A 12,734-nucleotide genomic window follows, 5' to 3' on the forward strand; every position below is an offset into this window, starting at 1 on the left:
ATTCGCTGGCGTGCAGCACGACCCTACTCTATGTTCGTAGTGTCCGTAAAGCAGGCGTCGCTGGTGCAACGGTGTCATCACGATTCGCGCTATTGGACGACAATCGGCGGTCGACCTACTTTGCTTGAGTTCGATGCCCGCTACGACGACCGTCCGGCTGATCAGCGCTATTCTGCTCGGCGCGCTGGGTTGCGGCTGTCACACGACCCAACATCCGGCCGTCACTTCGACCATTACCGCCGCGCCCACCACTCCGCCGCCGGCGCCGGCCGTAAGGATCGCGCCACTGCCGGTTCGCCCGGTCGTGAAGTCACAGCCCACCTCACCCGACAAATGCCCCGCGACGAATCCCGCCGCCCCGGTACCGCCGGGCGACGTGCTGGTGACCTGCGACCTGGCCCGGACTACCCGGTACACCCTGGGACCGGAGACGATGCGGCTCGAGCTGACCCACGTGGACCCGCCGAAGCCGCTGACGGCGGATTTCTACCAGGTGATTCTGACGGTGGACGCCGCATCGGAAACCGCGTGGGCGGCATTCACCGCCGCGCACCTGCATGCCCATGTCGCCTTCATCCGCGACGATCTGGTGCTGGAGGCGCCGATGATCGAAGAGCAAGTCACGTCCGGCCGGATCGCGCTCACGACGCAAACGGCTCAGGCCGCCGCGCAGCTGGCCCAATTGGCGGGCCGACCGGCATGACCGAACTCGCCATCGGCTTTCTCAACGGATTCGGCCTTCCACCGATCGAGTTCGTCGAACTGGCCGCCGATCTCGGCTGTCGCTACATCTCCACCGTGGTGCGAGGCGTCCCCTTGGTGCCGCTCGGCTATGCGCCGTTTTCCCTCAAGGACGATGCCGCGTTGCGATCCGACGTGTTCGCCGCGATGCACCACCATGGTGTCGCGGCGTCGCTGGGAGACGGATTCCTGGTCCTGCCCGACACCGAAATCAGTTCATTCGGTGCGGATCTCGACGTCCTGGCTGAGCTGGGCGTACCGCGGATCAACGTCGTCAGTCTCGATCCCGATCTCGGCCGCACCTTCGACCAGTTCGCCGCGCTGACCGAACTGGCCGCCCAGCGCAACATCGCGACCGTCGTCGAACCGGTACCCGGGCTGACGGTGGGTGACCTTCGCACCGCACTGGCCGCACGAGAACACGTCGGACGAAACGACTTTCGATTGCTGATCGACACCATGCATTTGGTGCGCTCGGGGTCCGACGCGGCCGATCTGGCGGCCGTCGACCCCGAACACATCGGCTATGTCCAACTCAACGACACGACGCTGCGGCCGCGCTTGGAGAACTACATGGAGGAAGCCATGTTCGAGCGGATGGTTCCCGGTGAAGGCGAACTTCCGCTCATCGACATCCTGTCCGTGCTTCCCGCCGACATCGTGCTCGAAATCGAAGTGCCCAGAAGGTCATTGGCGTTGGCCGGGGTCAGCCCGATCGATCGGGTTCGCCCGTGTGTCGAGGCCGTGCGCCGCTTGTTGGCCGAGATCGATCGCTAGCTGTTCAGCTCGGTTCGCGAAGCGGCAGGCCCGTGGCGCGATAGATCCCGTCGATGACGGTCATGTTCTCGACCGCGTCCTGCGCGGTGGTTTTCACCGGCGCGCCGCGCAGCACCGCGGCGGCGAACGCGTCAAGCTGGTAGGCGTAGGAGGCCCGGCGCGGAAAGCTTTCCACACGATTGTCGTCCGCGGTCCGAATCGAGAGCCGATGGAACATCTGCGGCATCGCCGGATTGAGCACATGCAGCTGTCCGCGTTCGCCGACCACCTTGGCGCTGATGTCGAAAAGACGCCGCGACCACATCGAGCAGCGGACACGGCCGGTGTGTCCCTCGGCGAAGCGCAACTCGGCCGTCATCGCCCGGTCGATCCGCGGATCATGCAGTTTCGCTTGCGCCGAAACGACTGCCGGGGTCGAGCCGCCGAAGGTGCGGACCATGTGGACCGTGTAGCAGCCGGCGTCCATCCTCGCGCCGCCGGCCAGCGCGTAGTTGTACCGGATGTCGGAAAATTTCGGTAGCGGGAAGCACAGCGTGGCTTCCACATGCTTGAGCTTGCCCAGCTCCCCCGACGCGATGATCTCCTCGGCCCGCAGAGTCTGCGGATGGTAGCGATAGTGGAAGGCTTCCATCACCACACGATCGGACGCCGCGGCCAGGTCCGCGATCTCGCGGGCTTCGGCGGCATTGGCGGTGAACGGCTTTTCACACAGCACGTGCTTGCCGGCCGCCAGCGCTGCTCGGGTCCACTTGCCGTGCAAGCCGTTTGGCAGCGGATTGTAGATCGCGTCGAGGTCCGGGTCGCCGATCAGGCTGTCGTAGTCATCGTGTACCCGGGCGATGCCGTGTTTCGCGGCGAAGGCTCGGGCACGCGCGCCCTCGCGGGCGGCCACCGCGGCCACCACCACCTCGGCGTTGTCCCTGGCGGGTCTGATCAGCGCCATCGGCGCGATCGCGGCGGCTCCCAGGATGCCGATCCGCAGCGGGGCTTCGTTTCCAAACACGGAAGGCACGCTACTCGGGTCAGCGGCGGGCGAATGCCGGGGCGCGCTCGGGCCGGACGCCGACACCGATGAAATACGCGGGCAGGAACGACAGCCACGCCAGTCGCTGCATCACCGTCAGGAAGGCCGCCGGCGGGGTTGGGTTGGCGCCGCGCAACAGCGGCCCCAACCCCCGCTGCAGAAATCGCTGCACGCCCTGGGTTACCGCGGTCGGGAACAGCCGACGGCGCCGGACGGCCGCCAGGTCGCGATCGGTGACGCGGTGCTGGCGCAGCGGCTCGGCCAAGATGGTCGCGGCCGCCACGGCATCCTGGACCGCCAGGTTGATGCCCATGCCGCCCAGCGGGGACATCGCGTGCGCGGCGTCGCCGATGCACAGCAGGCCGTCGGTGTGCCAGCGCCGCAGCCGATCGACCCGGACATCGAGGTGCTTGATCTCGTCCATCGACTTCAGCGTCGCGACGGCCGCGGCGGATTCCGGAATGAGCGCTGCGACGTCGTCGCGAAACGCCTCGATGCCTTTCGCCCGCAGCTGCGCGTCGGTGCCCTTGGCCCCGATGTAGGCGATTTGGTTATAGCCCTCGCGCGGGATCACCCCCAGGGCCTTGCCGGGACCCACCCTCGGCAAGAACGAGAACTCTTGATCGCCGTCGCGCGGCAGGCTGAACCACCACACGTCGAAGTTGGCCGGGAATTCGACGCTCTGCAGGCCGGCCGAACGGCGCACCGTCGACCAACGACCGTCGCACCCGACGGTCAACTCGGCCTTCAGCTCGCCCGGCCCATCGGGTCCTTGGTAGCGCACCCCGGTGACCCGGCCGCCCTCGCGCAGCAGCCCCGTCGCCTCCGTCTTCATCCGCAACGTGAAGGTCGGTTCCTCACTCGCGGCGTCGGCGAGCAGGTTGAGCAGATCCCATTGCGGCAGTGCGGCAGCGCCGCGAACCGCTCCCACAGGCCCAGCTCGTCGAGCAGGCGCAGCGTGGTGGGATGCACCGTGTCACCGCGAAAATCGCGGAGAAAGTCACCGTGCTTCTCCAGCAGGGTGACCTCGACACCCGCCCGGGCCAGCAGCAGCCCGAGCACCATCCCGGCCGGCCCGCCGCCAACCACCACACAGGTTGTCTTGTCGGTCATGAATCCCCCGAAATCCATTGCCGCATCACGTGATTAGCCGAGTAGTTGTGGGTCCACGTCGTATACCGAAATCGGTTCGGTGAGCACCCCGTTCTCCTGGACGTATCGATCCCACAATTCGAGAAGCTCGGCCAGCTTGTCGGGATGGGTGGCCGCGAGGTCGTGGATCTCGCCCCGGTCGACCGAAAGGTCGTAGAGCTGCCACTCGCCGGGTCCGTAGGGCGGCGGCAGGTAAAGGGCCTTCCAGTCGCCCTGGCGGATGGCGCGGCGGCCGAACAACTCCCAGCCGGTGCCGGTCTCGCCCGGGTGGACGGCCTCGGTCTGGCCCGACAGATACGGCACCAGCGAGCGGCCGAGCATCGGTTCGACGTCCCGGTCGCGGTAAGAAGTCCCGGGATGTTCGACGCCGGCCAGCTCCAGCACGGTGGGAGTGATGTCCATGACGGTCGCGAACGCCGTCCCGATCGTCTCCTGGCGCGCGAAACCCGGCCAGGTGACGAAGCCGACTACCCGGATCCCGCCCTCGGTGGTGAAGGCCTTGTGCAGGCGCGACGGCGCGGTGGCCGCCTGGGCCCAGCGGGGGCCGTACCAAATGAACGACGTCGGCCGGCCCAGGTTCTCCAGGCTGTTGTCGCAGTTCTTTTCGATCTGCGCGACGATCTGTGGGCCGCGCAGCGGCATCGCCTCGACGATCGCGCCCTCGGCGCCGTTGTCGGACATGAACATCACGACTGTGTTGTCCAACTCGCCGGTCTCGGCCAAGTAATCGATCACCCGGCCGATGTTCTGATCCATGCGGTCCACCATGCCGGCGTAGACCTCCATGGCCCGGGCCGAGATCGCGCGCTGTTCGTCCGTCATGTCGGCCCACTCCGGGGCGCCATCGGCCACGACCGGATGCGGCTCGACATCGGGCGCACACAGGCCAAGGCGCTTGAGTGCCGCCAATCGCTCCTCGCGCAACACATCCGGGCCCGCGTCGTAGCGGCCGCGGTATTTGGCAACGCATTCGTCGGGCGCCTGCAGCGGCCAGTGTGGCGCCTGAAACGGCAGGTACGCGAAGAACGGGCGGTCCTGATTTTCCGGGTCGGCGGCGCGGTCGCGGAGATAGCCGAGCAACGTGTCGGTGTAGGAGTCCGACGAGTAGAAGTCTTCGCCCACCGTGACGAACTGGTCGTCCTCGGTGTAAAGCGTTGGCACCGGCGAGAATCCGCGGCCCGCGGCGCCGCCGTAGTGGCTGGCCCCCGCCGGTAGCAGCGCAAACGAACGCTCGAATCCGCGTGCCCACGGCGATCTTTCGATCGAGTGGCCCAGATGCCATTTGCCCGACATCACCGTGAAATAACCCGCGCCACGCAACAGCTCGGACAGCGCGACGACCCGGTCGTTGAGATAGCCCTCGTAGCCGGGCGCGCCCTGAAATCCCGGGACCGCGACCTCCTGCATCGTGCCGATACCGGCGACGTGGTGGTCGGTCCCGGTCAACAGCATCGCCCGGGTGGGCGAGCACGCCGGCGCCGAATGGAAGTCGGTGAGCCTGATACCCGCGTGGGCGAGCCGGTCCAGATTGGGCGTTTCGATTTCGCTGCCGAAGGCGCCGATATCGGAAAAGCCGAGGTCGTCTGCCAGGATCACCAAAAAATTAGGCCGCTTCACGCTGAAGCATCCTGTCAGGTCCGGCACCCGAATGGAACGCCGGATGACTGGCTAGGCTCGATTCGGAAGAACACCGAGCCCGGACAGCGACGAAGGGGCGCCCCATGCTGGCACAGTTCGAGATGTCCATTCCTCTGGTCGCCGCGCCGATGTCGGGCGGCCCGACCACCCCGGCGATGGTGTCGGCGGCGACCGCAGCCGGCGGCCTGGGCATGCTGGCCGCGGGTTACAAGACCACCGAAGCCGTCGAAGCCGAGCTCAAGGCGGTGCGCGCCGAGGGAATCCCGTTCGGTATCAACCTGTTTGCCCCCAACCCGTTGCCGGTCGACCCGGACAGCTACCGCGCGTACGCCGCGCAGATCCAGCGGGAGGCCGATCAGTTCGGCCTCGCGCTGCCGGCCGAGCCTATCGAGGACACCGACCGATTCGACGAGAAGATCGCGCTGTTGCTCGACGACCCGGTGCCGATGGTGTCGTTCACGTTCGGCATCCCGCCGCGCGGCGTGATCGCCGCGCTGCGACAGGCCAAGACCGTGGTGGTCCAGACCGTGACGACAGCCGACGAGGCGGCACAGGCCCATGCTGCCGGCGTCGACGTGCTGGCGCTGCAGGCAGCGGTGGCTGGCGGGCATTCCGGCACGCTCTCGCCGCTGCGGCCGCTGCAGTCGGTTCCACTCGTGGACCTGGTCAAACAGGTCACGGCGCGGGTTCCGCTGCCGGTGCTGGCGGCCGGTGGGCTGGCCACACCCGACGCGGTGGCCGGTGTGATTCGTGCGGGGGCCGCGGCGGCCGTCGTCGGCACCGTGCTGCTGCGCGCCACCGAGAGCGGCGCGTCGGCAACTCACCAGGCCGCCCTGACCGATCCAGCCCGGACCGAGACGGTGCTCACTCATGCGTTCACCGGGCGCCCCGCCCGCGGATTGCGCAACACGTTCATCGACGACCACGAGGCCGGGGCACCGTTCGGCTATCCCGCGATTCACCACCTGACCAGCCCACTGCGCAAAGCCGCCGCGGCGGCGGGGAAACCGGACTACGTCCACCTGTGGGCGGGGACGGGATACCGGCACGCCACCGCCGAACCCGCCGCGGACATTCTGCGGCGGCTTGCTTCCAATCTGTGATTGTTTGCGGCTGAACAATTCAGTTGCTCAAATAGAGATCGGACCCTTAGAACTCGAAGCGGTTGAGCATGTCGTACGGGCCGAACGGCGACGCATTGAAGAATCGGTAGATCCACCGCACCACGGTGCTGTCGATCTTCTCGTAGCCGGCCTGCGCCGGTGTCTGTTCGACCAACCGCAGCTTGGGATTCCACGCTTCGATGTCGCGCGCGTCGCCGATGCCCCACTTGATGATGCCCCTGGTGAGCACTTTCGACAGCACCGGCGCCAGCGCGGACAGGGTGTCGAATTGCAGTTCGCCGCAATTGAATCGGTCCAGCAGTCGCGCGAATAGCTGGCGGACCCCGCTCTCGTCGACATACATCAGCAGACCCTCGGCGACGACGAGTGTCGGTTGGCCAGTGGGGATCTGGTCGAGCCAGCCGGGATCGGTCACCGACGAGCCGATCATCCGATAGCGATCGGTTTCGTCGTACAGTCGCCGGCGGAGCTCGATGACGCCGGGCTGGTCGAGGTCGAACCACTGCACCGCCGGCGGTACGTCGAGGCGGAAGACACGACCGTCGAAGCCACAGCCTAGGTGCAGAACGACCGCCTCGGGATGGGACGCAAGGAAATCAGCGCACCAAACGTCGAGCTGTTTGGCGCGCAACGCCACCAGGTACTGATTCGACGCCGGCAATGAGCTGCGGTGGATGCGTTTGAAGTCGTAGTCAATGCGGTCGACGGCGTCCGCGGCAGCATGGTCACCCAGAATCGGATGGCGGGTGCGGCTTTCGTAGGCGCGCAGGTACAGCGTCACCAGGTTCGTCCACTCCACCGAGCCCCAACGGACCGAACTGAAATCAACCTTGGCCGACGTCACTGTCCCCTCCTGGATGAGCGGTCACTCGCTAGAGACAGCGAAGCGCATCCAAAAGAGCTGGTCAAGCCGGGTGGAGCCAGACCAAATCGAAATGTGCCCGTCCGAGCGGCCCCGTGCTCCGAAGAACTATCGAGCGAGGGTTGTGGCGGGTGACACCGCTAGGTCAAGAGAGGGGCCTCTCGATGCGACAGGTGACGTTCAAAATGGTTGCGGCCGGTGACGGTTCACCGGAAACTCCAACCGGCTATTGCTACTACCTGCTGGCCCACGCGATCGCGACGGTGTTGCTGCTGATCACACTGGTTGCCGCGGTATGGCAATTCATGGACTGGGTCGTCACACCGTCCTGCCCGGAAGCCATGTCGGCTTCGTCGTCAGCGGTCGCGGCGGCTGCGGGGACCACCGCGCCGCTGGCGGCGCAGCCCGCACACTCCGCCGCGCCGGCCTCGTACCGCAATACCGCGCGCACCGAAGCCTTGGGCAGCTTCATGACCGACTCCGGTGACTGCTCCTGCCCGAAGTCCGGCAAGTGACTCCTCAGAACGCCTCGGGATCCTGCTGTACGGCTTCCGGCACCGGGTGTTGGTACAAGCGCGAAGCGTTCTCCCAAGTGAACTTGCGGATCGCGTCCGGTGGCAGATCGCCGATCTCTTCGTGGATCGTTTGTTGAGTGTGCGGCCAGGTGGAGTCGCAGTGCGGATAGTCGGCTTCCAGCATGATGTTGTCCATGCCGATTCGGTCACGCTGCACGAACGACGACTTGTCCTCCACCGCACAAAACCAGAAGTTGCGGGTGAAAACCTCTGCGGGAGTGAGCTTCTCCCTCAGCGCCTGCCAGGTGCCGTACATCTCGTGATAGCTGAGCATGTGGTCGAGCCGATCGAGCAAGCCTGCCACCCAACCGATTCCGCCTTCGGACAGACAGATCTTGAGATCCGGGAATCTGCTGGGCAATCCGGAGTACAGCCAGTCGACGGCCGCCGAGATGGCGTAGGCGAAGAACAGCACTCCCTGGACGTCCGGCGGCGCGCCCTCGGTGGTCGACGGCGACGAACCCGACGATCCGATGTGCAGATTCACCACCGTCGCGGTCTCGGCACACGCAGCCATGATCGGATCCCAGTGTCCCGAGTGGATACTCGGCAATCCAAGCATCGCGGGGTTCTCACTGAACGTCACGGCGCGAAATCCGCGCTCGGCGTTCTCGCGGATCATCTCCGCACCCAGTTCGGGGTCCAGCAGCCAGGGCAGCTGGCAGGGAATGATCCGGTCGGGATACGACCCGGCCCACACCTCGAGGTGCCAGTCATTCCAGGCTCGAACCGAGGCCAGCGCCAACGCGCGATCCGTGGTCACCTGCTGCAGCCGCTGCCCGGCGAATCCCGGTAGGAACGAAGGGAAGTTCAGCGACGCGTAGATGCCGTTGAGGTCCATGTCCCTGACGCGTTCGTGGATATCCCATGCACCCCTGCGCATTTCGTCGAACCGCACCGGCTCGAAGCCGTACTCCGCGACCGGCCGACCGACCACGGCGTTGAACCCGACGTTGGGCAATTCCTGATTGTCGTAGACCCACGTCTGTCCGCCGCTGTCGGTGTCGACGACCCGCGGCGCGCGGTCGGCGAACTTTCGGGGCAGTCGACCGGTGAAGGTGTCCGGAGGCTCGACGATGTGATCGTCGACCGAGATCACCGTGTAGCGGCGCGGCGCCCGGGGCGGGTCCGGCAGAAACGTGACGGAGCGATCCTCGCCGGTCTTTGCCGTGGTGAAGTTCAGGTTCGAGGCAAGCTCGTCGATCGATTTCATCAGCGGCGATCACCTTCCACTTCAGCTGAGTACATCGGGATCCGCCTTGATGGTCATCCGCGCCGCCCTGCCCAATACACATCGGCGGCGCGCTCGATCAGCGATCGCTGCATGCCCACCATGTCGGACCAGTTCATCGCGACCGGCTCCTTGCCGGTGAGCATCACATCGTAGGCCAGCTTGCATACCCGTTCGATCGACGCGGCCCGGTACACCGCCTCGGCGAGGTTGCGACCGGTCGCGATGACGCCGTGGTTGGCCAGAATCGTGAGGTTGGCGCCGCCGATGCGGGCCGCGAGATCGGCTGCGCGCCCGGGGCTGTCGATCTCGCCGTCGTAGGCGCCGACGAGGCACAGGTCGTCCAGGAACAGCGAGCCGGTCTGATGCACCAGCTCGGGCAGTCTGCCCAGCGCCGCGAGCACACAGACGTAATACGGATGATTGTGGATGACCACCCGGGCGTCCTCGCGGACTCGGTGCAGCTCGGTATGAATGTGGATCGCCGGAGTGACGTCCCACCGACCGCGGATGACTCGAGCGTCGCTGTCCACCAGGCAAATATCGGACGCGGTGAGCTCCTGCCACCACAGGCCCCAGGGATTGACCAGCAGGTCGGATTGTCCGTCCAGCTGCCAGGTGATGTGTCCGGCCATGTTCTCGGAGAAACCGATGCCGGCCAGGTGGCGGAAGGCTACCGCGAGCGCCTGCTCGTTGGACAGCTCGACACCGATCGGGGGCACCACGGACGGCGCCCACACCTCCAGCCCGCCTCGTCGCGGATTAGGCGTGGTCATGGTCGGCCTCCATTCTTGCTCGAATATCTTGGCGGAGTTCGCTTTTGGCAACTTTCCCGCCGGACGACCGGGGTATTTCGTCGACGACGATGAGACGCTCTGGCAGCAGTTCCTTCGAAACCCCGAGCGCCAACAGGTGGTCGACGAGTGCGGGCAGGTCGACGGCCGCGGAGTCGGCGAGTTCGGCGTAGAGGCACACCCTCTCCCCGAACACCGGATCGGGCATAGCCACCGCGGCCGCCAAGGCGATCGCCGGATGCGTCATCACCGCGTCCTCGGCCTGCGAGGCGCTGATGTTCTTGCCGGCACGCAGGATGAAGTCGGAGGTCCGCCCGGTGATGGTCAGGCAGCCGTCGGCGTCGAGCTCGCAGATGTCGCCCATCAGCATCCATCCGTCACGGGTGAACAGCTTGTCGTGGTCGGTACCCCCGAGATAGCCGAGGCTGGTCGCCGGACCGCGGCAGGCCGGCTGACCCCGCCCCGTCGCGGTGACGTCTCGATCGCCGTCGAAGAGCCGCACGGCCATTTCGGGAACGATCCGGCCGCCGGTGCGCAGCCGACGTTCCAGCGGGTCGTCCACGGTTGTCGCACTGAGCAACCCGGTTTCGTTCGAACCATAGAACTGCAGGATCTTCGCGCCGGTGAGCTCCTCGAATTCGGCCGCGGGCCGGTATGGAATCGCCTCACCGCCGGTGAAAACGACACGCAGCGAGCTCAGGTCGTAATCCCGGGACGCGCGGTCGGCCATCAGCATCGTCAATTGCGAACTGACACAACATAATACGGTTACGTTGTGGCGGGCTATCGCCTCACACGCCGCATGCGCGGTGAAACGTTGCAGGATCACCGAGTTGGCACCCAAGTAGATCGGGGTGGTGTGGCTGGTCCATATTCCGAAGCCGAAAGGCATCGGGATGACCGGCAAGAACACGTCGTGCGATGTCAACACCCCGTTGGCGACGGCCTTCTGGTGAAAGTAATGCCAGCGATTTTGGGTGTGCACGACGCATTTGGGCAGCCCCGTGGTCCCCGACGTGGAGTTGATCAGGAAAACGTCATCGGGACCGAGTTGGGATCGGGCGGCGACGGCTCTGCCGGGCACATCGCTGTTCAGCCGCGGCCGGCCCGCCTGCTGCCCCAGAATCAGCAGCGAAACCGATGATTCGGCCGCGGCCTTGGCGGCGGCTTCGCCGCGCTTGGAGTCGCTGATCAGGATCGCCGGCTGTGCATTGCGTAGTAGCGCGCCCACCTCGCGGGTACCGGCGCGGGCGCCGATGCCGACGACGACCGCGCCGCACCGTTCGATCGCAACGAACAGCGCATGGATCGCGGCGGAGTCGCCGTGCCACACCGCGACTCGATCACCGCGCACGATGCCGAGGCCGGCCAGCTGACCCGCCAAACTGGTTGCCACAGCGTCGAATTCGCGCCACGTCAGAGCCGCACCGGGCTCGTCGCAATACGCGGAGCGTTCCGGTGACTGTTGGGCGTTGCGGCGCACCGCATCCGACAGTGTCGAGTCGGACCACCATCCGGCCGCGCGAAACCGGGCCGGGTCCTCGTCGGTGAATGCCGGCGAGCCCACGGTGTCCAGCTCACCGGCGCTCATTACCAAATGATAGGAAAACCGCTCGTGCTGCCGTTGGCGGCCCAGCGGCGAGCTGTCCGACTACGGATTCTGCGGCGCCTGAACGCCCTGCTGCTGGCCGTGCGGAAGACGCGGCTGGCGCTTCGGTGGCGGCGGCCTGTCGGGATTGACCGGCCCACAATTCAGGCCGGAGATACAGCCACCGCCGCCTCCGGCGGGTTTGACCGGTAGGGCGCCGCCGCCATCCCCGGGGGGTGCGGGAACCACATACGACGGAGGGGCCATCGCATCGATCTGGGGCTCGGTAACCGCCCCGATACCGCCGAGCGCCAAGGCGAGCACGGCCACACTGCCGCAGAGTGCGGCCACCGTTGCGTCCTTGCGGTTCATCATGGTTTCGATTCTACTGACGGGTTGGATGCACCCAGCCGAAACACGAGGTGCCATCCGCAGCTCACAGACGCTTACTACCAAGTGATGAGGAGAATCGCAGATCCGCCGCGGTCCGACTACAGTTCCGTCGGCGGGCCGGCACCCCGAAACGTGGGGGCGGCCTGTGACTGCGGAAGGCGTGGAGGGTTGGTCGCGGGCGGGGGCCGGGTTGGGTTGATACGACCGCAGTTCAGGCCGATGATGCAGCTACCACCACCGCCGTCGGCATTGACCGGAGGAGACGGTCGTTATGGAACTCGGGCGATCCACCATCTGGTCCGGACTGCGAGGCAAACGGCTCTGGCCGCGTGTGTTGAGCGGCGCGGCCGCGGGTGCCGCAGGGACCACCACGCTGAACGTCATCACCTACCTCGACATCGCGGTGCGGGGCCGTCCGATCAGCAGCACCCCGGAACGGACCGTCGATGCCATGGCGCGGTTGTTCGGCCTCACGATTCCCGGCAGCGGCGATGTGCTCGCGAACCGAGTCTCGGGCCTCGGCGCACTCACCGGATATGCCGCGGGCATTGGGATGGGCATCATTCTCGGGTTGGCGTACACGCTGGGCTGGCGGCCCGACCTACTGGTCGCCACGCTGGTCGCATCGGCCATCGCCCTGGTCGGCACGAACGGGCCGATGACCGTTCTCGGCGTCACCGATCCGCTCACCTGGAGCCTCGTCGACTGGGTCAGCGACCTGATGCCGCATCTCGGCTACGGCATTGTCACCGCACTGCTGCTGCACTACCTCGCACCACTGTGCCGACCGCCGGACGACGCACGAGCGAGCTGACGCGGCGGACCGCAGTGCGTG

General features: G+C 66.4%; 11 protein-coding genes and 2 pseudogenes. 5 read left to right on the plus strand and 8 right to left on the minus strand.

Annotated features, from left to right (window positions below):
• Positions 1 to 133 precede the first annotated feature (133 nt).
• Positions 134 to 703, plus strand: coding sequence for a SecDF P1 head subdomain-containing protein (locus tag G6N54_RS04190; protein WP_163788691.1), 570 nt, complete (start codon positions 134 to 136; stop codon positions 701 to 703).
• Complete coding sequence (locus G6N54_RS04195) at positions 700 to 1,518, plus strand: sugar phosphate isomerase/epimerase family protein (RefSeq protein WP_163788692.1); 819 nt, start codon at positions 700 to 702, stop codon at positions 1,516 to 1,518. The genes G6N54_RS04190 and G6N54_RS04195 overlap by 4 nt, the downstream gene beginning before the upstream one ends.
• A gap of 4 nt (positions 1,519 to 1,522) precedes the next feature.
• Here the strand turns inward: G6N54_RS04195 and G6N54_RS04200 are convergent, their stop codons facing one another.
• From G6N54_RS04200 to G6N54_RS04210, 3 genes and pseudogenes are all read right to left on the minus strand, one after another.
• The gene (locus G6N54_RS04200; protein WP_372513259.1) at positions 1,523 to 2,530 is read right to left on the minus strand and encodes a Gfo/Idh/MocA family protein; all 1,008 of its coding nucleotides are present in this window, start codon (positions 2,528 to 2,530) and stop codon (positions 1,523 to 1,525) included.
• Positions 2,531 to 2,540: 10 nt separating this feature from the next.
• Positions 2,541 to 3,655: pseudogene (locus G6N54_RS04205) on the minus strand (FAD-dependent oxidoreductase).
• Positions 3,656 to 3,688: 33 nt separating this feature from the next.
• Positions 3,689 to 5,311, minus strand: a complete 1,623-nt coding sequence (locus G6N54_RS04210; RefSeq protein WP_163788694.1) for an arylsulfatase — start codon at positions 5,309 to 5,311, stop codon at positions 3,689 to 3,691.
• Positions 5,312 to 5,415: 104 nt separating this feature from the next.
• Here G6N54_RS04210 and G6N54_RS04215 point away from each other — a divergent pair, with 104 nt between their 5' ends.
• Positions 5,416 to 6,435, plus strand: coding sequence for a nitronate monooxygenase (locus G6N54_RS04215; protein ID WP_163788695.1), 1,020 nt, complete (start codon positions 5,416 to 5,418; stop codon positions 6,433 to 6,435).
• Positions 6,436 to 6,481: 46 nt separating this feature from the next.
• Here G6N54_RS04215 and G6N54_RS04220 read toward each other — a convergent pair whose 3' ends face one another.
• Positions 6,482 to 7,300 (minus strand): class I SAM-dependent methyltransferase, encoded by an 819-nt coding sequence (locus tag G6N54_RS04220; protein WP_163788696.1) that lies wholly within the window; start codon positions 7,298 to 7,300, stop codon positions 6,482 to 6,484.
• A gap of 182 nt (positions 7,301 to 7,482) precedes the next feature.
• Here G6N54_RS04220 and G6N54_RS04225 point away from each other — a divergent pair, with 182 nt between their 5' ends.
• On the plus strand, positions 7,483 to 7,833 hold the full coding sequence (locus G6N54_RS04225; protein ID WP_163788697.1) for a hypothetical protein: 351 nt from the start codon (positions 7,483 to 7,485) through the stop codon (positions 7,831 to 7,833).
• A gap of 4 nt (positions 7,834 to 7,837) precedes the next feature.
• Here G6N54_RS04225 and G6N54_RS04230 read toward each other — a convergent pair whose 3' ends face one another.
• From G6N54_RS04230 to G6N54_RS04245, 4 genes and pseudogenes are all read right to left on the minus strand, one after another.
• Positions 7,838 to 9,106, minus strand: a complete 1,269-nt coding sequence (locus tag G6N54_RS04230; RefSeq protein ID WP_163788698.1) for an amidohydrolase family protein — start codon at positions 9,104 to 9,106, stop codon at positions 7,838 to 7,840.
• A gap of 21 nt (positions 9,107 to 9,127) precedes the next feature.
• Positions 9,128 to 9,900, minus strand: a pseudogene (locus G6N54_RS04235) (class II aldolase/adducin family protein).
• Complete coding sequence (locus tag G6N54_RS04240) at positions 9,887 to 11,509, minus strand: class I adenylate-forming enzyme family protein (protein WP_163788699.1); 1,623 nt, start codon at positions 11,507 to 11,509, stop codon at positions 9,887 to 9,889. The pseudogene G6N54_RS04235 and the gene G6N54_RS04240 overlap by 14 nt, the downstream one beginning before the upstream one ends.
• Positions 11,510 to 11,569: 60 nt before the next feature.
• The gene (locus tag G6N54_RS04245; protein WP_163788700.1) at positions 11,570 to 11,881 is read right to left on the minus strand and encodes a hypothetical protein; all 312 of its coding nucleotides are present in this window, start codon (positions 11,879 to 11,881) and stop codon (positions 11,570 to 11,572) included.
• A 289-nt stretch (positions 11,882 to 12,170) separates the two neighbouring features.
• Here G6N54_RS04245 and G6N54_RS04250 point away from each other — a divergent pair, with 289 nt between their 5' ends.
• Positions 12,171 to 12,713 (plus strand): hypothetical protein, encoded by a 543-nt coding sequence (locus tag G6N54_RS04250; RefSeq protein WP_163788701.1) that lies wholly within the window; start codon positions 12,171 to 12,173, stop codon positions 12,711 to 12,713.
• Positions 12,714 to 12,734: the final 21 nt, after the last annotated feature.

This window comes from Mycobacterium stomatepiae, from assembly GCF_010731715.1.
Taxonomy (GTDB): domain Bacteria; phylum Actinomycetota; class Actinomycetes; order Mycobacteriales; family Mycobacteriaceae; genus Mycobacterium; species Mycobacterium stomatepiae.